This is a genomic window from Phocaeicola sp. HCN-40430, from assembly GCF_037890285.1.
Taxonomy (GTDB): domain Bacteria; phylum Bacteroidota; class Bacteroidia; order Bacteroidales; family Bacteroidaceae; genus Phocaeicola; species Phocaeicola acetigenes.
In genome coordinates, this window is record NZ_JBBKBS010000024.1 from 1 (window position 1) to 24,684 (window position 24,684).

General features: G+C 42.2%; 16 protein-coding genes and 1 tRNA gene. 5 read left to right on the plus strand and 12 right to left on the minus strand.

The features are described from left to right. Positions 1-175 precede the first annotated feature (175 nt). Positions 176-260 (minus strand) — tRNA-Ser (locus WKU26_RS10350). A gap of 153 nt (positions 261-413) precedes the next feature. Here WKU26_RS10350 and WKU26_RS10355 point away from each other — a divergent pair. Further along, a complete protein-coding gene (locus tag WKU26_RS10355) occupies positions 414-2,924 on the plus strand; it encodes an endonuclease MutS2 (RefSeq protein WP_340321945.1) in 2,511 nt (836 codons plus the stop codon). A gap of 142 nt (positions 2,925-3,066) precedes the next feature. Here WKU26_RS10355 and WKU26_RS10360 read toward each other — a convergent pair whose 3' ends face one another. After that, the gene (locus WKU26_RS10360) at positions 3,067-4,779 is read right to left on the minus strand and encodes a bifunctional metallophosphatase/5'-nucleotidase (protein ID WP_445323238.1); all 1,713 of its coding nucleotides are present in this window, start codon (positions 4,777-4,779) and stop codon (positions 3,067-3,069) included. Between the two features lie 202 nt (positions 4,780-4,981). Here WKU26_RS10360 and WKU26_RS10365 point away from each other — a divergent pair, with 202 nt between their 5' ends. Together WKU26_RS10365 and WKU26_RS10370 are read left to right on the plus strand one after the other, a co-directional pair. Then, positions 4,982-6,610: a sialidase family protein gene (locus WKU26_RS10365; RefSeq protein WP_269877828.1), complete on the plus strand. Its 1,629-nt coding sequence runs from the start codon at positions 4,982-4,984 to the stop codon at positions 6,608-6,610. A gap of 5 nt (positions 6,611-6,615) precedes the next feature. After that, positions 6,616-8,751, plus strand: a complete 2,136-nt coding sequence (locus WKU26_RS10370) for a Tex family protein (protein ID WP_340321947.1) — start codon at positions 6,616-6,618, stop codon at positions 8,749-8,751. A 114-nt stretch (positions 8,752-8,865) separates the two neighbouring features. Here WKU26_RS10370 and WKU26_RS10375 read toward each other — a convergent pair whose 3' ends face one another. Beyond that, positions 8,866-9,675: an MBL fold metallo-hydrolase gene (locus tag WKU26_RS10375; protein WP_340321948.1), complete on the minus strand. Its 810-nt coding sequence runs from the start codon at positions 9,673-9,675 to the stop codon at positions 8,866-8,868. 17 nt (positions 9,676-9,692) lie between these two features. Beyond that, positions 9,693-10,367 (minus strand): SGNH/GDSL hydrolase family protein, encoded by a 675-nt coding sequence (locus WKU26_RS10380; RefSeq protein WP_340321949.1) that lies wholly within the window; start codon positions 10,365-10,367, stop codon positions 9,693-9,695. A gap of 230 nt (positions 10,368-10,597) precedes the next feature. Between WKU26_RS10380 and nudC the strand changes: the two genes are divergently transcribed. Continuing rightward, positions 10,598-11,395, plus strand: coding sequence for an NAD(+) diphosphatase (gene nudC, locus WKU26_RS10385; protein WP_340321950.1), 798 nt, complete (start codon positions 10,598-10,600; stop codon positions 11,393-11,395). Positions 11,396-11,512: 117 nt separating this feature from the next. On the opposite strand, the gene WKU26_RS10390 is transcribed toward nudC, so the two are convergent. Continuing rightward, positions 11,513-12,532 carry a branched-chain amino acid aminotransferase gene (locus tag WKU26_RS10390; RefSeq protein WP_340321951.1) on the minus strand — a complete coding sequence of 340 codons (1,020 nt, stop codon included), beginning with the start codon at positions 12,530-12,532 and terminating at the stop codon, positions 11,513-11,515. Between the two features lie 185 nt (positions 12,533-12,717). Next, the gene (locus WKU26_RS10395; protein ID WP_340321952.1) at positions 12,718-13,854 is read right to left on the minus strand and encodes an OmpA family protein; all 1,137 of its coding nucleotides are present in this window, start codon (positions 13,852-13,854) and stop codon (positions 12,718-12,720) included. Positions 13,855-14,065: 211 nt separating this feature from the next. Here WKU26_RS10395 and mltG point away from each other — a divergent pair, with 211 nt between their 5' ends. Next, on the plus strand, positions 14,066-15,091 hold the full coding sequence (gene mltG, locus WKU26_RS10400) for an endolytic transglycosylase MltG (RefSeq protein WP_340321953.1): 1,026 nt from the start codon (positions 14,066-14,068) through the stop codon (positions 15,089-15,091). Positions 15,092-15,348: 257 nt separating this feature from the next. Here mltG and WKU26_RS10405 read toward each other — a convergent pair whose 3' ends face one another. The 6 genes from WKU26_RS10405 to WKU26_RS10430 form a co-directional block, all read right to left on the minus strand. Beyond that, the gene (locus WKU26_RS10405; RefSeq protein WP_178266128.1) at positions 15,349-17,334 is read right to left on the minus strand and encodes a 6-phosphogluconolactonase; all 1,986 of its coding nucleotides are present in this window, start codon (positions 17,332-17,334) and stop codon (positions 15,349-15,351) included. A gap of 106 nt (positions 17,335-17,440) precedes the next feature. Continuing rightward, a complete protein-coding gene (nagB, locus tag WKU26_RS10410; RefSeq protein ID WP_178266129.1) occupies positions 17,441-18,232 on the minus strand; it encodes a glucosamine-6-phosphate deaminase in 792 nt (263 codons plus the stop codon). 208 nt (positions 18,233-18,440) lie between these two features. Continuing rightward, positions 18,441-19,223 carry a LytR/AlgR family response regulator transcription factor gene (locus WKU26_RS10415; RefSeq protein WP_269877893.1) on the minus strand — a complete coding sequence of 261 codons (783 nt, stop codon included), beginning with the start codon at positions 19,221-19,223 and terminating at the stop codon, positions 18,441-18,443. Between the two features lies 1 nt (position 19,224). After that, positions 19,225-19,980, minus strand: a complete 756-nt coding sequence (locus tag WKU26_RS10420; RefSeq protein ID WP_340321954.1) for a sensor histidine kinase — start codon at positions 19,978-19,980, stop codon at positions 19,225-19,227. A gap of 318 nt (positions 19,981-20,298) precedes the next feature. Then, complete coding sequence (locus WKU26_RS10425) at positions 20,299-21,621, minus strand: TolC family protein (protein WP_340321955.1); 1,323 nt, start codon at positions 21,619-21,621, stop codon at positions 20,299-20,301. Positions 21,622-21,631: 10 nt separating this feature from the next. Continuing rightward, positions 21,632-24,676, minus strand: a complete 3,045-nt coding sequence (locus WKU26_RS10430; RefSeq protein WP_340321956.1) for an efflux RND transporter permease subunit — start codon at positions 24,674-24,676, stop codon at positions 21,632-21,634. Positions 24,677-24,684: the final 8 nt, after the last annotated feature.

The following is a 24,684-nucleotide window of genomic DNA, read 5'->3' on the forward strand; positions in this document are numbered from 1 at the left end:
TATCTCTGATGGAAAATCGTTACTATTTTATTGGCTGGTTTTTAGTAACGATTTAGTAACGGAACTTTGTCAGAAGTGGGCATTTTAATGTCTTTCGGTTGTCCACCGGATAAATAGAAAAAGTCCCGTAAAATATTAATTTTACAGGACTTGTCTTTAACATCTTAAGTTTCAGCGGAGAGACAGGGATTCGAACCCCGGGTACCTCGCGGTACAACGGTTTTCAAGACCGCCGCAATCGACCACTCTGCCACCTCTCCAAAACTCTTTTTGAGAGTTGCTTTGTTTTTCAAAAGCGATGCAAAGGTACGCATTATTTTTAAACCTGCAAATATTTCGGAGCTTTTTTGATTATTTTTTTTCATTATCGTACCTTTGTACCCGAAAACAAGCATGATTTACCGAATAAAAGCATGATATACCCTCAGAATTTTGAGCAGAAAATAGGATTCGATCAAATCCGACAATTATTAAAAGGAAAGTGCCTGAGTACACTGGGTGAAGAACGGACAGAAGAAATGGCATTTTCCGACGACTATAATGAAATCAACCGCCGTCTGGAACAGGTAACAGAGTTTATCCGTATTATTCAGGAAGAAGATGAATTTCCAGATCAGTATTTCTTCGATGTTCGACCTTCTCTCAAACGCATACGCGTAGAAGGTATGTATATGGACGAACTGGAATTGTTCGACCTGCGCCGTTCCTTGGAAACTATCCGGGACATTGTACGTTTTCTTCAGCAAACCGATGAAGACGACGAAACATCCGGTGAAAACTCTCCTTATCCTGCACTCCACGAATTGGCCGGAGACATTATGGTCTTTCCGCAACTTATCACACGCATCAATAATATATTGGATAAGTTCGGAAAAATAAAAGACAACGCATCGGCAGAGCTGTTGCGTATCCGTCGCGAACTGTCTGCTACAACCAGCAGCATCTCACGAAGTCTGAACAGCATTCTCCGCTCTGCACAGTCGGAGGGATATGTAGATAAAGATGTAGCTCCCACCATGCGAGACGGCCGTCTGGTAATACCTGTAGCACCGGGTATGAAACGCAAAATACGAGGTATCGTACACGATGAATCGGCTACCGGAAAGACTGTCTTTATAGAACCGGCAGAAGTGGTGGAAGCCAACAACCGCATCCGCGAACTGGAGGGAGAAGAACGACGGGAAATTATACGAATTCTCACCGAGTTTTCTTCCATCGTACGCCCACAGGTTCCGGCTTTGCTTGGCTCTTATGAGTTCTTGGCAGAAATCGACTTTATCCGGGCAAAGGCTTTATTCAGTATCGACATCAAAGCCTGCAAACCTTCTTTTGAAAACCGACAGGTAGTAGACTGGATGGAAGCGATACATCCGTTGCTTCAGATGTCGCTTGCCAAACATAATAAAAAGGTAGTTCCTCTGGATATCGAACTCACACCCGAACAGCGCATTCTGCTTATTTCCGGTCCGAACGCCGGAGGTAAATCAGTCTGTCTGAAAACGGTCGGTCTCCTGCAATATATGCTTCAGTGTGGTTTGCCTGTGTCAATGCACGAACGGAGTCATGCGGGTATATTCAGTCATATCTTTATTGATATCGGCGACGAGCAAAGTATCGAAGACGATTTGAGTACGTATTCTTCGCACCTTACCAACATGAAGAATATGATGAAATACTGCAACGGACAAAGTTTGATTCTGATTGATGAATTTGGTGGAGGTACAGAGCCACAAATCGGCGGTGCTATCGCAGAGGCTGTATTAAAGCGCTTCAATGCACGACAGACATTCGGTGTCATTACCACTCACTACCAGAATCTGAAACATTTTGCAGAGGAACATGAAGGGGTAGTCAATGGAGCTATGCTGTACGACAGACACGAAATGCGTGCCTTGTTCCAACTGCAGATTGGTAATCCGGGAAGCTCGTTTGCTGTAGAAATTGCACGTAAAATCGGCTTACCGGAGGAGGTTATTGCCGATGCTTCGGAAATTGTAGGCAGTGAATATATACAGAGCGACAAGTATTTGCAGGACATTGTACGCGACAAACGTTACTGGGAAACCAAACGCCAGAATATCCGCAAGCGGGAAAAGCATATGGAAGATACCATTGCACGCTACGAACGCGAGATAGAAGAACTGGAACGGAGCCGGAAGGAAATCCTCCGGAAAGCCAAAGAGGATGCCGAACGTTTGTTGCAGGAATCGAACGCAAAGATTGAAAATACCATCCGTACCATCAAAGAGGCACAGGCAGAAAAGGAACGTACTCGTCTGGCACGTCAGGAACTGGTAGACTTCCGTCAGCAGGTGGAAGAAATAGAAAAGGCTGCAATGGAGGAAAAGATTGCCCGCAAAATGGAAAAGTTGCGTGAAAAACAGGAACGGAAGAAGGATAAAAAAGCCAAGCAGCAGAATACACCGGCTGCACAGCCTGTTGTTCCGAAGGTTCTCCCTATTGAAGTCGGTATGCATGTCCGCATCAAAGGACAAACCAGCGTGGGACAAGTGCTTGAGATAAACGGGAAAAATGCAGTGGTAATGTTTGGTCTGATGAAGACCAATGTAAAGACAGAGCGTCTGGAACGCACGGAAGCTCCCAAACAATCGGCTTTGCAAACAAAAACTACATTTGTGAGCAGTGCAACTCAGGAACAGATGTACGAAAAGAAACTAAACTTCAAACAAGACATCGATGTACGGGGAATGCGGGGAGACGAAGCAATACAGGCGGTCACTTATTTCATAGACGATGCCATCCTGGTCGGCATGAGTCGTGTACGTATCCTGCACGGAACCGGAACCGGTATCTTACGGACGCTTATCCGTCAATATCTGAGTACCGCACCGGGAGTAGCACACTTCCAGGACGAGCATGTGCAGTTTGGAGGAGCCGGCATTACAGTAGTCGACTTAAAATAAGCCATCGGATACTTTAAGAGTATAACCGACACGTGATATTACGTGACTTGTATCGAGAGGCAACGATACTTGTATCATCAGCAAACGTGACTTGTATCGTAAGCTCTCGATACAAGTCACGTTTTTTAGTGCATTCAGTCCTTTATCGGTCTTCCCCAAACAGCAAGCGATAATCTCTCTTAGCAGCCGGTTCTACCCATTTCTCCGGAATAAATTTCCATTGATTCAGCGGGCGAGGATCGAGTATTTTTACTTCTTCAATACGTTTCATCAAGTAGTAACGAAGGTCTTTTTCCGTAGCAAATACAATACGTTTTGCCAAGTCTTGCTTAGGAATACCCGCTCCTTTAGTCAACAGGTCACCTCCTCCGTTGCCACGATAGGAATTGACTGCTACCTTGTACATTTTGTCCATGCGGAAAGGTGTTCCATCGGCCATGCTACGAATGTTGATTTTTTCTCCTTGCGGTTTGGTAACATCTACCGTATAAAGAATACCTGCAGCCGAATCGAAGTTGAAACTTGGATTCTTGAAGCGTCCAAAACCTTTATCTTTCTCGTTCAGCAGCATCAGATGGTCGTCGGGCGATTTCATCTGATTCGTCCAAATGGCATACGACATTTCCAGGAAGTCTTTTATTTCCTTTCCGGTCAGCATCATGGTGTAAAGCATGTTCTCGTATTTATACAAATTGAACATATCACTCACATAAATATCACCTTCCTTAATCTCAGCCGCAAACGAAAGTGGTGCACAGAACGAGACATCTGCTCCTGTAATGTCGAGTTGCAACTGATGAATCAAATCGATAAAGGCAGAAGGGCCAAAATAGGCATCTTTGGTGGTAATCGTCTTATTGATGCGTCCTATTTTACGCGATACAAAATCGGCCGTAGCCTGATACTGCTTTTCGAATGTTTTCAAGAAAGCCTCATCGGGAGTATAACGGTCTACAGAAGCCAACTTGCCCTCAACTGATTTCCGTATTACCTTGCCGTCTTTTTTCACGACTTTTACCGTCACATCGGCTACAACCTTCGCCATATTAGCCGGATCGACCAACAATACAGAATCGCCTGCTTCATTAATAATCTTCTGACAAGTACGTACATGGTCATGTCCCATAAATACGACATCAAATCCCGGTACCCGACGGGCTACATCTCCCGAACCGTTTTCTACTACATTATCCAACTTATTTCCTTCCGGTCCGGCATGGAAAAGGCCAATCAATACATCAGGCTTTTCTTTTTCCTGTATCCACTTTACCCACTTACGGGCAGATGTTTCCATATCCTCAAACCGTAACCCACTCCACAACTGCTCGGGCAACCATGAAGGAATAGCAGGAGTGATCATTCCCAGCACCACCACCTTTACCCCTTCTCTCTCAATCACCTTGTAAGGAGGAAGATAAGTCTTTCCGGTTTTTACATCCATAATATTTGCTCCCAGTACAGGGAATTTACATTGGCTCACCCATCGGTCGTACACGGCATGTCCGGCTTCAATGTCATGGTTTCCCATTGTAGCCACATCATAATGCATATAGTTCAGCATATCTGCTACCACATGCACCGAAGTGGTATCTATATAATTATAATAATAGGCTACCGGTTGTCCTTGCAGAATATCTCCGTTATCCATCAGAATCAGACGGTCTCCATATGTCTTCCGCATCTCTCCTACCAATGCACTGACGCGTGCCAAACTTCCTTGCACCGAATGGCGGCGAATGAAATCATAAGGATAATAGCATCCATGTACATCACTGGTTTCTATAAGTTTCAATGTCACTTCTTTTTCGGATGAAGCAGAAACAGGGGTATATCCAATACCTAAAAATGCCATCATACAGACAAAACAATTCTTTATTTTCATGGTCAATATAAAAATGATGATTTGCTAAAGTAAGTATTTTAATCCAAGCTGGCAACTGAAAAGAGTTTTAATGGTGTACCATATTTACAGTATCAGCCTTGCTGGTTTGAAATTTTCTTGATAAATTGCACATTCTTTATTATCCCAACCTGAAACAAACTTAAAAAAACAACCCATGAAAAAACTGTTAGTATTATTTTTCGGAATACTGGCTATCTCCGAAATGAAAGCAGAAGACACTCTTTATGTAAAAGAGCCTCAGATTCCTATTCTGATAGAAAGACAGGACAATGTACTTTTCTATATGCGCTTAGATGCAAAGGAAACACGTACCTTGAACAATATGGAGATTACTTTCGACAAAAACGTACCTCTCTCCGAAATCAAAGCGGTGAAACTGTATTATGCAGGAACAGACGCTTCACAAGACAGAGAACAAAAGCGTTTTGCTCCAGTAGAATATATTTCCAGCCATAAACCTGGACAGACCTTGAGCGCGAATCCTTCGTATTCTATTCTGAAGTCAACTGTATCGCCTAAGAAAAATACAGTAGTACTGGAAGGAGAACAAAAGCTTTTCCCCGGATACAATTTCTTCTGGGTAAGTATAGAGATGCAGCCTTCGGCTTCACTGCATACTAAAATTATGGCAGATATCAGTCAGGTAAAGGCAGATGGAAAAATTATCCCTTGCAAAAGCGTAGAACAAAAAGATGTAATACGCCGTTTAGGAGTTGGAGTCCGCCATGCCGGCGATGATGGTTCGGCTGCTTTCCGTATCCCCGGACTGGTTACAACAAACAAAGGCACATTGCTTGGGGTATACGATGTACGTTACAACAGCAGTGTCGATTTGCAAGAACATATCGATGTGGGATTAAGTAGAAGTACCGATGGCGGAAAGACTTGGGAAAAGATGCGTCTGCCTTTGTCCTTCGGAGAATATGGAGGTCTGCCAGCTGCACAAAACGGTGTGGGCGACCCGTCTATCTTAGTCGATACAAAAACCAATACCATCTGGATTGTTGCAGCATGGACACACGGCATGGGTAATCAGCGTGCATGGTGGAGTTCACATCCGGGAATGGATCTGAATCATACTGCCCAATTGGTTATGGCTAAAAGTACAGACGATGGAAAAACATGGTCGAAACCTATCAATATCACAGAACAGGTAAAGAAACCGGAATGGTACTTTTTGCTGCAAGGTCCGGGAAGAGGTATTACAATGGACGATGGTACCTTAGTCTTCCCTATTCAGTATATCGGTGAAGACCGTATTCCTAATGCCGGTATCATGTATAGCAAAGACCGGGGAGAGACATGGCACATCCATCAGCATGCACGTACCAACACTACAGAGGCACAAGTAGCAGAAGTAAGTCCCGGTACACTTATGCTGAACATGAGAGATAACCGTGGAGGAAGCAGAGCTGTTTATACGACTACCGACTTAGGAAAAACCTGGAAAGAGCATGAATCATCACGTACTGCTCTGATAGAGCCGGTATGTATGGCAAGCCTCATCAGTGTAAAGGCTAAGGATAATGTATTGGGAAAAGATATTCTTATTTTCTCTAATCCCAACATGACCAACGCACGAAGAAATATAACCATCAAAATCAGCCTTGACGGAGGATATACCTGGAGTCCGGAACACCAACTGCTATTGGACGAAGGAGAAAACTGGGCATACTCTTGCCTGACAATGGTGGATAAAGAAACAATTGGTATTCTTTATGAAAGCAGTGTTGCACACATGACTTTCCAAAGTATTAAACTTAAAGATATTGTGAAAGAATAATATTAATGGAACAATTCAGCCAACTCATTGCAGCAGAATTGAAGCTGCCTATACACCGTATTGAAAATACATTAAAACTGCTGACTGGAGGGGCTACTATCCCCTTCATCAGCCGCTACCGCAAGGAAGCAACCGGAGGACTGGATGAAGTACAGATAAGCGATATCCATACTCGCTACGAAAAGCTCTGCGAACTGGCCAAACGGAAGGAAACTATCCTGTCGACTATTGAAGAACAGGGTAAACTGACCGATGAGTTACGCCGTCGCATTGCCGACTGTTGGGACAGTACTGAACTGGAAGACATCTATCTGCCTTATAAACCCAAAAGAAAAACCCGTGCCGAAGCTGCCCGACAAAAGGGACTGGAACCTCTGGCTATGCTGTTGATGATGCAACGGGAAAATAATCTCTCCGCACGGGTACGTACCTTTGTAAAAGGAGAAGTAAAGGACGAAGAAGATGCACTGAAAGGAGCTCGCGATATCATTGCCGAACAGGTAAACGAAGACGAACGGGCACGTAACCTGATGCGCAATCAGTTCAGCCGCCAGGCTGTCATTACAGCCAAGGTAATAAAAGGTAAAGACACAGAGGAAAGTGCAGCCAAATATCGCGATTATTTCGATTTCAGCGAACCGTTGAAACGTTGCACATCACACCGTTTGCTTGCCATCCGCCGGGGAGAATCGGAAGGTATTCTGAAGGTCAGCATCTCACCGGCGGACGAAGAAGAATGCAATACACGCCTGGAACGTCAATTCGTACGTGGCAACAATGAGTGTGCCCGTCAGGTAGCAGAAGCTGTACGCGACGCATACAAGCGCCTGCTTAAACCCTCTATCGAAACAGAGTTTGCCGCATTAAGCAAAGAAAAGGCAGACGAAGAAGCCATCCGTGTATTTGCCGGCAACCTGCGCCAACTGCTTTTGGCTCCTCCTTTAGGACAGAAACGAGTGATGGGAATCGACCCGGGATTCCGTACCGGATGTAAAATTGTATGTCTGGATGCACAGGGAGGCCTGCTTCATAACGAAGCCATCTACCCCCATCCACCTAAGTCGGAATACAGTCTGGCTGCCCGCAAACTGGTAAAACTGGTGGAACAATACAAGATAGAAGCCATTGCCATTGGTAACGGAACTGCCAGCCGGGAAACTGAACAGTTTGTCACCTCACAGCGATACGACCGGGAAGTACAAGTCTTTGTAGTAAGCGAAGACGGAGCCTCCATTTATTCGGCTTCCAAAACAGCACGGGAAGAATTCCCTGATTATGATGTAACTGTACGTGGCGCAGTCTCTATCGGCCGACGGCTGATTGACCCATTGGCTGAATTGGTCAAGATAGATGCCAAATCCATTGGTGTAGGACAATACCAGCACGATGTAGACCAGACACAACTCAAGGCAGCCTTAGACCAGACCGTAGAAAGTTGCGTAAACCTGGTAGGGGTTAATGTCAATACAGCCAGCAAGCATCTGCTCACATATGTATCGGGATTGGGAGCTACACTGGCACAAAACATTGTAGACTATCGCACAGAGAACGGTGCATTCCGTTCGCGCCGTGAGTTGATGAAAGTTCCTCGTATGGGAGCCAAAGCTTTCGAACAATGTGCCGGATTCTTACGCATTCCACAAGCAGAAAATCCGTTGGATAATTCTGCAGTTCATCCGGAAAGTTATGCGATTGTAGAACAGATGGCAAAAGACTTACACTGTACAGTAGCTGATTTGATACGCGACAAAGGACTTCGCGAACGTATCCGGATAGAAGACTATGTAAGCGATACTGTAGGTATTCCTACACTGACCGACATCATGCAGGAACTCGATAAACCCGGACGAGACCCACGACAGAAAATACAGGTTTTCGAATTCGACAAGAACGTACGTACCATTGACGACTTGCAAGAAGGAATGGAGTTGCCGGGTATAGTCACTAATATCACAAATTTTGGCTGTTTTGTAGACATCGGCATCAAGGAAAACGGACTGGTACACATCTCCCAATTATCCGACCAGTTTGTAAGCGATCCGACATCGGTAGTCAGCATTCACCAGCATGTACGTGTAAAGGTATTAAGTATAGATAGAGAACGTAAACGTATCCAGCTTACCATGAAAGGAATGAAGTAAACACTTTCCTTCAAAAGATAAACAAGGGAGTAAAACAGTACATCATACTTGCTTTACTCCCTTTCTTTCTGTCCTTCAGTTTCAGTCTGTACTTTCAATACAAAACAGAAAAGGCTATAGAACTATCTTCTCCAAATCGTCTGGTACATACACATTGCCCTTAAACTCCTGAGCAGCCTCCTGTGTATATTTTTCCTTACGCACAGACAAAGTCTTGTCTTCTGTATGATACAGCAACAAATTTTTCACTCCCAATTGCTCAGCAAGTCTTCCGGCATCCAGAGCTGTACTATGATGCTTTTCGTAAGGTTTGAATTCTTCTCTGTCTGCATACAGACAAAAAGCCTCACAAAGCAACCAGTCTGCATGCTCTACATAAGAGCGGTTCTGTTCTTTATAAGGTTCATCCCCAAGACAGACCAATGATTTTCCTCCGGGAAGTTCAAGACGGAAGCCAAACTGCTTTTCTTTGGTAGACAAGATATCAAAACACTGCATATATGCTCCTGCCACTTCCCAATTCTCACCGTCTTTTACCTCGCAAAAACGAACGTTCTTCTCTATACAAGCTACAATCTTAGCCGGAAGTGTCGCACGGCAAATCCACGACAGTACATCTATCACTTTATCGTGTCCATATACCCGAAACTTTCCCTCATACTTGCCCTTCTGCATTTGCTGAGCTATCATCCGGATAACCCATACCGCTCCCAAGATATGATCGGTATGTGCGTGAGTAATGAACATATCTTTCACATCTGCCAGCGACAAACCTGCCTTCTCCATCTGAACCAAGATTCCATTTCCTCCTCCGGCATCTACCAACAATACCCTTTCGCCCATGCGAACGGCAAAACATGTATTATAACAACGGGTGACAGCAGCATTCCCTGTCCCCAACATAATCAGTTCCATCGTATCCATACCTTTTATCGCATCAATTATCGAATTACTTTTTTCAAGGCTTCCTGAACAAGACCTTCCATCACCTTATACCCCTCTACAGTAGGATGTACCCCATCTTCCGAATATTTTAAAGGTAATCCATCGCGCTCATCTTTCATTGCCGAATGATAGTCGACAAAAGGAATACCCTGTGCATCGGCAAATTCCTTAAACTTCGCATTCAGTTTCTTTATATCTTCTGCCGGTTTCAGCTCCGGACGCCATCCAAACTGAAAAGCAGGCAAAGTAGAGCATAGCACCACTTTAATCTGATTGGCCTGTGCCAACTGTACCATAGATACTACATTATCGAAAGTTTGTTCAAGAGTCATTGCATAATCATTACGGGCAATATCGTTTGTCCCTGCCAGAATCACAACGACCTGCGGATTCAATGCAATCACATCCTGACGGAAACGCATCAACATCTGTGCAGAAACCTGCCCGCTTATCCCTCTACCTACATATCCGTTCTGAGTAAAGAAATCCGGATCTGCCACCGGCCAACCGTCAGTAATTGAATTTCCCATAAAAACAGCCTTTACCGGTCCCTGCACCATTTTATTATCCTCTTGATATCTCTCCAAACCTGCCCAGTCTTTCAAAGGCTCCTGAGCTATCAATTGCAAACTACCAGCCAAACACAATGCTGCTACCACTATAGATTTCATAATAAATACCATTTAATTATATTTAATTTTCGCTCTTCTATCGCTTCTACGATATAATCGTACAAATTAAATAATAACATTCTATTTTTCACCCAACTCCTTGCCGTAAATTCCGGATAAAAGAAGAAAACAGGTGCTTTCCCATTATAATACATGAATAAAAAAAGGAAATCACCTCTACACATCACTGTATTTTTCTATAATTTTGGCCTCAATAAAAAAGCAAGATTATGGAAAATGCAACAAATAATGAAATCTGCGGTTGGTTTGTATTCAACAGCGGACAAGTACTGATAGAAAAGCATACAGACGGATATCACATCCCTTTTGGTGCCCAACCACCGGTACCCATTCCTATAGGAAGTACCGTACACAGCATTGGAACAATCAATAATCTTCCCGCCAAAACTTATCTCATCCATACTCCAGTAACAGGAGATGAATCCAGCCCGTGCATGATGAAAGACCTTCGAGCCTCTTTCGACGTACTTCCACTGAACGAATATAAAATGGCAGGAAAAGCATCACAAATACTGAACTGGGACAAGAACAGCCGCTACTGTCCGATGTGCGGAGTTCCTACCACACAAGTCTCTCCCATAGCCAAACGCTGTCCGGAATGCCGTCAGGAATTTTATCCGCGTATATCGCCTGCAGTCATTGTACTGATAAAAAAAGGAGATAGTATCCTTCTTGTACATGCCCGCAACTTCAGAGGTACGTTCAAAGGGCTGGTCGCAGGTTTTCTTGAACCGGGAGAAACACTGGAAGAATGCGTACATCGGGAAGTGATGGAAGAAACAGGACTCCACATCTGTAATTTGAAATACTTCGGCAGCCAACCCTGGCCTTACCCAAGTGGCATTATGATAGGATATACTGCAGAATACGAAAGTGGCAATATAAAACTGCAGGAAGAAGAGTTAAGTGCAGGAGCTTTCTATACCCGAGACAATCTGCCGGAAATCCCCAAGAAACTCAGCATCGCACGCCGGCTGATTGATGCGTGGATAGAAGGCAAAATATAAAGGAATACAAACTTTATAAAAATAGAAGAGGATAGAACACAAGAAACTTATTCTTATTCTTATTCTTGTTCTCATTCTATCCTCTTCTTATTATATTAGAAAGTCTTTACATCAAAATCAATCCAATACAGTTACCCATCCGTAAGGATCAGCCTCATCACCATACTGGATAGCACGCAGCTTATTATATAATTTTTCACTGATTGGACCTGGCTTGCCGTCTTTCGCAATGACATACGATTTATTATTTTCCAAGTCGTCAATGCGGCCGATCGGACTAATGACAGCAGCTGTACCACAAGCTCCAGCTTCTTCGAATGTTTCCAGTTCTTCTTCCGGAATAGGACGACGTTCTACTTTCATTCCCATATCTTCTGCCAACTGCATCAGACTACGGTTTGTAATAGACGGAAGAATAGAGGTAGACAACGGAGTGACATAAGTATTATCCTTAATTCCGAAGAAATTGGCTGCACCACATTCATCGATATATTTCTTTTCCTTTGCATCCAGATAGAATTCGCTGGCATATCCGGCATCATGAGCCATTTTGTTGGCACGCAAGCTGGCAGCATAGTTACCTCCTACCTTATAAGTACCTGTACCCAACGGAGCAGCACGGTCGAACTGACGGATGATTACATAAGGATTTGTAGCAAAACCACCTTTAAAATAAGGACCTACCGGAGTGACAAAAATAACGAACAAATATTCTGTTGCCGGACGTACTCCAACCTGTGCACCTGTACCAATCAGCAACGGACGGATATACAGAGAAGCCCCGCTTTCATAAGGAGGGATAAAACGTTCGTTAGCTTTTACCACCTTACGTACAGCCTCACAAAACAATTCTGTAGGCAATTCCGGCATCATAATACCGTTACAAGTGCTTTGCAGACGTTCTGCATTTGCTTCCGGGCGGAAGATACGGATCTTACCGTCTTTTCCACGATAAGCCTTCAAACCTTCGAAGGCTTCCTGTCCATAGTGCAGACATGTAGCTGCCATGTGGATATTGATAGTTTCTTCAGAACAAAGTTCTAATTCTCCCCATTTTCCATCGCGGTAATAACAACGTACATTGTAATCTGTCCGTATATAACCAAATGACAGATTAGCCCAATCTATTTCTTTCATTGTGATATAATGTTTATTACTTTAATTACACTTTACAACTTAGCAAACAAAAGTACAGTTTATATCTACATCAACAAACTTTTCCGTCTGTTTTTTTCCCGAAAACAATCTATGTTACAAATAAAAAATGCTCTCCTCACTGTTTGAGGAGAGCATTTACATCAATTAAACAATATATCTTTCTTTTATTCACCTACATTAAATGTAGCAATACTTACTCTGTTCCATTTCGGACGAGAGAATACATCACCTACTCCCTGGCCTTCTGCGGTGATACGTGCTGCATCAATATTATATTTGTCTACCAACATATTCTTCACTGCATCCGCACGCTGCTGTGCTACGCGAGTATTTACTGCAGCCGGTCCTTCCGGAGAAGCATAACCTTTCACTGTCAAAGTAGCTTTTTCGTTCTTTTCCATATACGAAGCGATACGTTCGATAAGCAGATGCTGGTTTTCACTGATCACTACTTCATCCTGGCGGAAGGTGATAATAGCTTCCCATGCCGGTGAAACAGTATTCTTTTCCATAGACTCTACAGCCTTTCTGTTAGCCTCATCCAATTGAGCCTGCAAATCGTTTGCTCTAGCCGATTCAGCAGCAAGCAATGCTTCTTTTTCCTGAGCAGCACGGCGCAATTCATTTACTTTCGCATTCAAAGCGTCCATTTCTGCCGGATCACATACATTAGCCAATGTCATATAATGTTTGCCATTGCTGTTGCGGAAATGATAAGTTACACCTGCCAGCAATTCAACACTGCTCTTGTTTACGTTCAACATATAAGCCTGATGGCCATCCATACGATATACAAGAGAAGGTTTTACACTTACAGTCCATGCTTTCGACTCTCCTAAATTAAAGTTGAAGTTCAAACCGAATTTGCTGGCCATATAGCAATAATCCCAGTCACTGTAACTACGGTTCATCACATCGATACCCCAGCCGATACCTCCGACTGCCTCAACTTCAAACAAGCGTGGCTCTCCACGATAGCCGGCAAACCAGTTATGCAAATTGAATTTACCCAATGCCATCAAACGAACTCCATCGAAAGCCGTTGAACTTACGGTTCTATTAACGGAAGTCATAGCTTCCAAAGACAATCCTAAAATAGGAGTTACCTGTTTACCAAATTCCAAACCTGTAGTAAAACGCATATCTTTAAAAAATGCGGAATGAGTAGTAGGAGTTACACCTCCGGCATTCCAGCCAATGTACCAGTTATCTGTAAACTTTGTTCCTTCATACACTTTCTGCGCATTTGCAGATATTGCCATTGCAACTGCGGCAATAGCCAATAAAATTTTCTGTTTCATAAAATCATAGTTTTAGTTTAATGTACCGTTCAAATTTCCTGTTCTGCTAATATAACATAATAAACGATATTAATGTTCAATTAGGCAGAAAAAAACATTTTTTTAACCATAAATAAAAGGAATGAACTACCTTTGCAACCAATAAAAGCCATTTTGCTTTCTATGATAATTTGGCTTTAAAATACTAATCTAAAATTTTCTTACAATTAAAATGAAATATAAGAAAACTATCAGTGTTCTCCTTTGCCTGTTCTTAATAGCAACCTTTACAAGTGCCATAGGATATAACCTATTATTCAACCATCCTTTCCACATCGAAAAAAGTACCTACTTATATATAGACAAAGATGATACAATAGACTCTGTATATACCAAACTTGAAAGCAGACTTAATGCTACTACTTTAAGAGGTTTTCGTCTGTTGTCTTCCGTATATGGATATCAAGACCAGATTCACTCCGGAGCTTATAAAATAGCTCCAGAGTATACTACCTGGCAAACATTCCACCGCTTGCGACACGGTATGCAGACACCTGTCAGACTGACTATCCCCAGTGTCCGTACTCTTGACAAACTGGTAAAAACAGTTTCCAAGCAAATTATGGCAGACTCGGCAAGTCTTTCCGGTTTGCTGAACGACAGCATATTCTATACGCACTTAGGGTATAACTCCAATACTCTTCCGGCACTTTTCATTCCTAACACCTATGAGGTATATTGGACAATAAGTCCAAAACAATTCATAGAAAGAATGCAAAAAGAGCACAAACGATTCTGGAATGAAGAACGAATGAAAAAAGCACAAAGCATAGGACTTACTCCTGTTGAAGTGACCACACTGGCTTCTATCGTAGAGGAAGAAACAATAAAGAAATCGGAAAAACCAATGGTAGCCGGACTCTACATCAACCGCCTTCATAAAGGTATGCCGCTGCAGGCAGACCCTACTGTAAAATTCGCTTTGCAGGATTTTACATTGAAACGTATATTATACAAGCACCTGGAGTGTGAAAGTCCGTATAATACCTACAAAAATCCGGGACTTCCTCCAGGACCAATCCGTATTCCTTCTATCGACGGAATAGAAAGTGTACTCAACTATACCCGCCATAATTACCTCTATATGTGTGCAAAAGAAGATTTTTCGGGTTATCATAATTTCGCTGAAAATATGACGAAGCATTTGCAAAATGCAGCACGCTATCAGAGAGAATTAAACAAACGGAATATTCACTAGAAACAAGCCTATATAACAATTTGTTTCAATCTTTAATCGGCGTCGTCGATTCTACAAACAACCACGTCGGCTGTAAAATCGACGGCGCCAACTGTACATACGACGACGTCGGACAAAAAACAATTCCTGTAACAAGAGCCTCCGATAACATTCTCTGCCACATCCACTCCTTCTCTACCGCAATACAGACATAAAAAAACTGCCGTTCCACCTGAAGCAGAACAGCAGTTTCTATTTGATTCAATCTTATTTTTTATTTACAGCGGCTTGTATTCCACAAAAGCTTCCATTGCTTCGTAGCATGCCAATCCCAAATCGTTGTACAGGTTTGCTGTACCACGGTTACGGTCTTCACTACGTTGCCAGAACAAACGTTCGTCGTTACCCAAGAATGGAGCACTTTCCATTTGCGACTGATGTTTCAAGATTGAATTACGTTTTGCACGCAATTCTTCCGGACTCAATGGAACGGCCATTTCAATGTTTTCGATTTCCCACTCTGCCCATGCACCACGGTACATCCAGATACGGCAATCGTTCAACCATTCTGCACCCGCTTTCTTTTCTTCATCAATTGCAGCAAATACAGCATCTGTACATACACGATGAGTTCCGTGCGGGTCAGCCAAGTCACCAGCTACATAAATCTGATGAGGTTTTACCTTACGCAGCAAATCCATCACAATTTCCACGTCGGCTTCGCTGATTGGGTTCTTTTCAATACGTCCGGTTTCATAGAAAGGAAGATCGAGGAAATGAACTCTTTCCAACGGAATCTGATTGTATGTAGAAGCAGTACGAGCTTCTCCACGACGAATCAGTCCCTTAATGGTCAAGATATCGCGTGTATCCATATCTCCCTCTTTCTTCTGGCTCAGGAACTGTTTGATTTCCGCATATTTGTTACGGATAGTTTCGTTCTGGTTGCCATCAAACAACTGGTTGAATCCATTGATGAAATGCATGAAACGAACCACTTCTTCATCACCTACGGCAATGTTTCCCGAAGTTTCATACGCTACATGTACTTCATGTCCCTGCTGTACCAGACGACGGAGCGTACCTCCCATGGAAATCACGTCATCATCTGGATGCGGAGAGAATACTACCACACGTTTCGGGAATGGTTTGGCACGTTCCGGACGATAAGTATCGTCTGCATTCGGCTTACCACCCGGCCATCCGGTAATAGTATGCTGCAAATCATTAAAGATCTTGATATTTACATTATAAGCAGAACCATAAAGTGCCAGTAATTCACTCAGACCGTGTTCGTTATAATCCTTGTTTGTAAGCTTCAGAATAGGCTTGTTAATCAACTGACACAACCATACAATGGCGCTGCGAATCAGTTTATCATTCCAATCGCAGTTGGTAACCAACCACGGACGTTGGATACGGGTAAGATGTGCGGCAGCTGTCAGATCAATACAAACCGAAGCATTCTGATGCATCTGCAAATACGATGCAGGCAAAGCATCCGAGATTTTATCTTCTACGGCCTTCTTAATGATATCTGCCTTTTCTTCTCCCCAAGCCAACAAATATACCTTACGGGCAGACATGATAGTCTTCACACCCATGGTAATGGAACAAGGAGGCAAATTGTCTATTCCTGTATTATGAATTGCTTCTGCACGAGATGTAGCATCAATCAGAATCAGACGAGTAGATGTGGCAGCAGTAGAGCCTGGCTCGTTCATGGCAATATTACCTTCACGGCCGATTCCCATGAGAACCATATCCAATCCACCAAATGTATTAATGCGCTGTTCGTACAAAGAGCAGTGCTCGATGACAGCATCCTGCGCAATGGAACCATCCATAGTAAAGATATTCTGTGCATCAATATCTACCTGCTTGGCAAACAGTTCATTCAACTGATTCATACTGCCATTCTTAGCTTCACTCAACGGATAATATTCAAACAAGTTGAACAATACCACATTGCGGAAACTTACACCTTCTTCTTTATGACGACGAACCAATTCAGCATACAATGGTCTCAATGAAGCTCCCGTTCCGGCAGCAATCGTGCAGAATTTGCCTTCACGCTGTCTTTCCTGAACTTTACGGATAATTTCATCGGCAATCGCTTTGGCTCCTTCTTCCATTGTTTCATAAATGTTGGTAGGAACTTTTTCAAAGCGAGTCAATACTGAACGGTCGATCATGTTCTCCGGCTTATAATATTTGGTTGAAACTCTGTTCAAAGAAATTTGTGAGCTGAGATTCGTTCTCATACATGATCCTCCTTACTGATTAATTAATAGGTTTATGAGTTTATAAGTCGATGAGTTTGTGAGTTTGCATTCGGATAACACGGCAAACCCACAAACCTATAAACGCTTACAAGTTGTTGCGTTCGATGTCTTTAAAGTATTTGTAGGTACCAACTTTCAGTTCATCAGTAGCAGCTTCATCACAAACAATGATACCGTGCTGATGCATCTGCAATGCACTGATAGTCCACATCTGTGTGATACCACCTTCTACTGCATGCTGCAAGGCGCGAGCTTTGTTGTGACCATTACAAAGAATCAACACTTCGCGAGCAGACAATACTGTACCTACACCTACTGTCAACGCAGTTTTAGGAACTTTGTTAATATCGTTTTCGAAGAAACGAGAGTTAGCAATAATAGTATCTGTAGTCAAAGTTTTTACACGAGTACGTGAAGTCAAAGATGAACCCGGTTCGTTGAACGCAATGTGTCCGTCAGGACCAATACCACCCAAGAACAAGTCGATACCACCGAATGATTCGATTTGCTTTTCATAATTTGCACATTCAGCTTCCAAATCTTCTGCATTTCCATTCAGGATATGGATGTTTTCCTTGCAGATATCAATATGATTGAAGAAGTTGTTGAACATGAATGAATGATAGCTTTCAGGATGAGATTCCGGCAGACCTACATATTCGTCCATGTTGAATGTTACCACATGTTTGAAAGATACCACACCTTTCTTATTCAGTTCAATAAGTGCTTTATACATACCCAGCGGAGATGAACCGGTAGGCAAGCCCAATACAAAAGGTTTTTCAGCTGTAGGATTAGCCTTGTTTATTTTCTGTGCCACATAATTGGCAGCCCATTGAGAAAGCGACTGATAATCAGGTTCAATAATTACTCTCATAGTTTCTTCAGGTTTTAAATATTGTAATAAAATTAATTTTTTACTCTTTACTATATGCAAAGATATTTTTAATTACAGACATAAACAACAAACCGTTCGGCTATTTCTCTGCTATTTGTTAAATTACCTAATATTGGGTAGATAACCATCTTCATATTCATAACCTGATATCTGCATGCTTTTTATCGCACACATTATGATACAATCGTCAAGTATTCAACCACATTTTCAGCGCTGTGACTTTTTCTCTACTCACTTGAATGGCATCATCAAAAGGAGGGTTTACTCTTATATTCAGTTTACTTCCATTATAAGGTTCAATAGTCTTGATTGATTCAGCCGATAAAATAAACTGACGGTTTACCCGAAAAAACCGGCGGCTATCCAATTGTTCTTCAAGCTTACCAAGCGACAAATCAATCGCATGCCTTTTTCCCTCTTTTGTAACCGCAAAAGTAATCTTGCATTCCGAATAGAAATATGCAATATCAGCGACTTGTATGGTATAAAAATGACGATTGCCGGTAATAAGGAAACGAGTTCGGAAACAGGATTCATCCCGTTTGGAAAGTAATGCAACCAGCTCTCTTACATTCATCTGGTCATTGAATTCTCTAATTGTAACCGGAGAAAGACGCTCAAATTTAGTAATAGCAGCCAACAAGCGGTCTTCGTGTATTGGCTTAAGCAAATAATCAATACTGTTAACGGCAAAAGCCCGGACTGCATATTCGTCATAAGCAGTGGTAAATATAATCATACTACTGGGATGTGCCTGCTCCAAAAAGAGAAAAGAGTTCCCATCAGTCAGTTGTATATCCAAGAACAACACATCCGGATGAGGATTCTCCGCAAACCATTTCACCGAATCTTCTACCGTACCGGGCAGCAACGTAATCTCCCACTCCGGCCGAAGAGTAGTCAACATATGATTCAATAATCTTGCAGCAGGATACTCATCTTCTATGATAGCCGCATGTACTTTTCTCAATTCATTCATACTCATTCACTATAGGGACTTTGACGATAAAACGATTATCCTTGTTTTCTACAATAATTTCTTTCTGACACACAAGCAAATTGCGCTGCAACAAATTATCCAGCCCTTTACCTGTACTGGCAACACCTTTTTTAGGATGTACTTCGTTGGATACAACCAGCCAGTCCGCATCATCAATCCTGTCTGCATAAATAGAAATGACCATTGGCTTAGCCGGTGATATCACATTATGCTTCACCACATTTTCCACCAAGAGCTGCAATGTCAGAGGAGGAATAGAACACTCGTATACATCAAGTGGTAATTCATTCTCCAACTCCAGACAATCCCCTAAACGTACCTGATGCAAGAATATAAATTTACGGATAAAGTCCAGCTCTTCACCGATAGAAACCAACTGCTTGTTCTGACAAGACAAGATATATCTATAAATATCGGATAAATTACGGGTAAACTCAACAGCCTTTTGCGGTGCATATTCAATTTCAGCAATCAGTGTATTCAAGCTATTGAATAAAAAATGAGGATTTAACTGGCTTTGCAAAGCCATATAGCGGGTCTTTATGGCACTTTCCTCCAAATCTTTTGTCCTCCTATACATCTCGACAATATTCTTATAGAACTGACTGACCATCATCTGTCCGGTAATAAATAATTCTACCAAAAAGACAATAGACAACAAACGCATCCCCTTGGCCGCCACAATAAACGGATGTGCACTACCCGTCAGCCATTTTATAGTAACCATCAAAAAATAATTCGTAACTAAAAGAAAGAAAGCTGAAACGACAAAAAATAAAATCAATAACTTACGATCTCGTATAAAAGAAGGATATGTACGAATCAGCCAATTGTCTATGTATTTAAGACTCAATCCAATGCCGTTGAATAGAATAATGGCAGATGCAAAAACTTCCGCTGTCATTAATTTCTCCTGATGATGAACAGGAATATCAGTATAGTGCACTAAAAAGAAAAGCGAAAAGCACCCCAATGCAGAAAACAGAAAGATGTTCCACAAAAAAGCAAATCTATTCTTTTTATCCTTCATCTTATTTATTTTTTATTAATACCCTATTCTTCCCATCGCCCTTTCAAATCCGCTCTTAGCTATCTGTGCATCTAATTTTGACTGTATGTAATTCACTTTAGCCTCCTGATGATAAAGTTGTGCATTAATTACTTCTACAATAGAGATATTTCCTTCCTTATATTTCTCCATAGCCAAGTATTCACTTTCAGCAGCCTTTTGCAGTGAACTCTCTGTAAAGATTACCTTTTCTATCGATTGTGAATATGTATAATAAGCCGTTTCTATTTCCAGCCGAAGATTATCTACCACTTTATGATGATTCTCCTGGGCTATATCAATTCCATATTTTCCAGCACGACGAGTACTTTTTCTTTTACCCCATTCAAAGATAGGAACACTTAGTTTAGCATACACCACATAGTTAGGATCCATATCAGACCGGAAATTATATCCCGGTGACATATAACTTCCATTAATTCCAACCGATACCCGTGGCAGAAACTGAGCATTGGCCATTTTCGCCTGTGCTTTCTGAATTTCGATTTTATTTAACGCAATCCTTAGTTCAGGCCGATGAGCCAATCCTAAATCTGTCGTTTCATTTCTATCATCCATTTCTCTTAAAGATATCACTGCAGAATCCGTTTGAAGTACACTGTCTGGAGCCACACCGGCAAAAGAATTCAGCGATAACCGAGCCACTTCTCTTCTGTTCTCTGCCTGCAACAAACGATAATTTGCATCATTCAGCTTTACTTCAGCCATAAGCAAATCACTACGGTCTGTATATTCCTCCTGTACCCGATGACGGACCACATCTACCAATAGTGATACAGACGACTTAAACTCTTCTGCTATCTTTACCATTTCTGTCTGCGCTACTGCATTCCAGTAATAAACATCGGCATTGTAAACAGTATTATTGGTAATACGTTGTTGCTCGTACTCAGCCAGTTCTTTCTCCTTCTTCGACTTGTCATACCCTGCACGGATAAATCCTCCTTGATACAACGGCTGCGCCAAAGTCAACGAAGCTCCATACTTCATATCAGAACCTTGCCAAGAACGGGATATATTCATCTCCGGTATATCAACCTGCAACTCCATCGGATTACCGGTATAGCTGAAGCTACCATCAGCAGATAATTTAGGAAGAAAATCTGCTTTCGCTGATTTCTCTTTCTCCTTCTGCAAGGATACAGTATATCCAGCAGCCTTAATATCCTGATTGTAGTCAATTACCCGATTACGATAAGCCTGCAAACAAGCACTTTGCTGAGCACTCGCTGTTTGTACTCCAAATATAGCGAATAAAATAATTGCCCACTGACCGAAATAAAGAAATTTGATACTCATAGTCTTTATTTTAAATATTCTCTTTTTTTACTTGATAAAAAATAGCATACAATGCCGGAGTCACAAATAGGGTAAGTAAAGTAGCAAAAGACAGACCAAACACAATAGTAGCTGCCATTCCACCGAAAACTACATCAAAAAGCAGAGGAATACTTCCAAAAATAGTAGTAAGAGCAGCCATCAGCACAGGTCTTGTTCTCGACACCGTAGCCTCAATAATGGCATGATAAGGGTCAACACCCATACTCCTCTGTATATTGACTTCATCCAACAACACAATTACATTTTTGATAATCATCCCCAACAGTCCAAGCCATCCCGCCATACAGAAGAATCCAAATTCGAAACCGGTACAGAGCAAACCCAAGACCATACCTATCAGAGACAAAGGAAGAATCAAAAAGATTATGGCCGGCTGCTTGAAGTTACCAAACAAAGCCACGAGAATAATAATCAAGAAGACTATTGCCAAAGGAAAATATTTGGTAAGTGCTTCCATTGCCTCTTTCTGATCTTTATATTGAGAATCCCAAAAGAAGGTATATCCTTCTGGCAATTGTATTTGCTCAACTTCTGCCTTTATTTCATTCAAGACCTCAGCCATCGTATGCCCTGGTTTGACATCACACTGTGCAGCCATAGACAACTGACGATTATAGGTACGTACCAAAGGATACTCCCATCCCAGTTCTATATCATCTGTCAACTGAGCCAATGGAGCAGAACGTGTACCGTTCCATACCTGCAAATCTTCCAATGATTTTTGTGAAAAATCTTCTTCAAATGGAGTACGGAGCAAAACCGGAACTTTTTTGTTCTCATCACGGTAAACACCCACAGAGACTCCATCACACAAACTTTTCACAGCCATCATCATATCCGAACGCCCGATATTCAGTTTCCCAGCTTTTACAGGATCGTATTCAGCCTGTACATTCATTGCCATATTTCCCCATTCATTGCGAGGATTCAATGCTTTAGGATTATTACGCATAATACCAACAGCTATTTGGGTGAGCGAATCGAGTACCGCAGGATCATCTCCGCAAAAACGAGCTTCAATCAAAGCCTGAGGAATGGAATTCAGCTCGAAACGGTTCACACGTATCAACGCATCCGGAAATTTCAGAGGCAATGTTTCATTCAACATTTTCTGCAAGGCACGAGCCTTTTCGGGAGTTTCAGCTTCTACCAGACATTGAGCATAATTGGATTGCGGCCCGTAAGCAGCATTGGCAAGATAAAAACGGGGAGGAGTTTGTCCGACAAACGAAGAAACCTGCTTTACTTCTGCATTCTGCTTGAGATAAGCAACCATTTCTGTAACCTGCTTTTCCGTTTCTTCGATACGCACTCCCTCGGGCAACCACATATCAACAGAAAAATATTGTTTATTCAACAAAGGCATAAACTGCTGTGGAATAAAACGGAACCCCCAGACCGACAAGGCCAGCAAAACAACCATACATCCTACTACTCTATATTTCTTCCGGATTGTAGCAGCCAGCAATTTGCGGAAAAGAGTATAGATACGTCCCTGAAACAACTCTCCCTTCAACTCATCCGGACGAGGACGACGCACAAACTCTTGTACAAAAAAGACATTCTGCGTAATAGCAAACACCCAGCTCAACAACAATGAAACTGCAATCACAATAAACAGTGAAGACAAAAGCTCTCCGGTAATATGAGGAGACAAATATACGGGAAGAAACGTCAGGACTGCAATCAAGGTTGCTCCCAACAAAGGCATGGATGTAGTAGAAACAGCAGCCAATATCGCATTTCGTTTACGCATTCCTTTCTGCATATTCACCAAAGCCGAATCGTATACCACAATGGCATTATCTACCAGCATTCCCATAGCTATAATAATCGCAGCCAACGACATACGCTGCAGGGCTATCCCCGTAGCATTCATATAAACAAGTGTTCCGAAAATAGAGAAAATCAATCCGCTCCCTATCAGAAATCCGTTTTTAAAGCCGATAAAGAACAACAATACCGCGACAACCGTCAACACTGAAATAATCAGGTTCATTACAAAGCCATCGTTTGCCACAGCCGACTCATATCCCTGATCATAGATTGACTCCAAATAAAATCCTTCCGGTAATCTGTCTTTTAAGTGACAGATAGTTTCCTTGACCAGCTCAGACATCTCCACTACATTTCCATCGGAAACGGTAGAAATTGCAATTCCTACTGCCGGAATATTATTTATAGCCATCTTACTTCTGGCCGGATGTACATAGCTTTCGGAAAAAGTAGCAATCTCTCCCAAGCGAAAGTAAGTTCCATCCTTCGAAACAACAGTAAGATTTTCCATTTCTTCCATACTAAAGAAACTTCCAACAGCCTCTACCCTCAAACGATGCGTATCGGTCTCTATGGCTCCGGCATCCACAATTTTATTTTGCTTATCGAAGGCCGAAACAATATCGTGTACCGTCAAGCCACTCTTCGACAGTAAAGTGGGATTAATAGTAACCTCAATTGTCCGGTTCTGTACTCCAAACAATTCCACCTTTGCCACATCCTTCACATCCAAAAGTTCATTTTTAATAATCTCAGCCTGTTCTTCCAGTTCCCGATAAGTATGACAGTCACTACTTAATCCATAGAATACTCCCAATACATCACCAAAATCATCATTTACGACCGAAGGACCTGCCCCTGCCGGCAATTTACTTTGTACATCACTCACTTTTCTGCGCAACTTGTCCCACAACTGCTGCATTTCATCTGCACGGATTTCCTTTTTTACATACACCGTTATTTTGGACAGGCCGGCTCTGTTATCAGTCTTCAGATAATACAATTCGCCTAATGACTGAATAGATTCCTCCAGAATATCGGTCACCTGTTTCTGTACTTCCATAGGAGATGCTCCAGGATACGAAGTAGTTACCACAGCCTGTTTGATGGTAAACGGGGCATCCTCTAATTTCCCCATATCTACATAAGCTACAGAACCGCCTATCAGCACAAGCGCCATCAACAGCCACGACAAAGATTTGTTTTTCAGAAAAAACTTTGTAATATCTCCAACCATATCCCTCT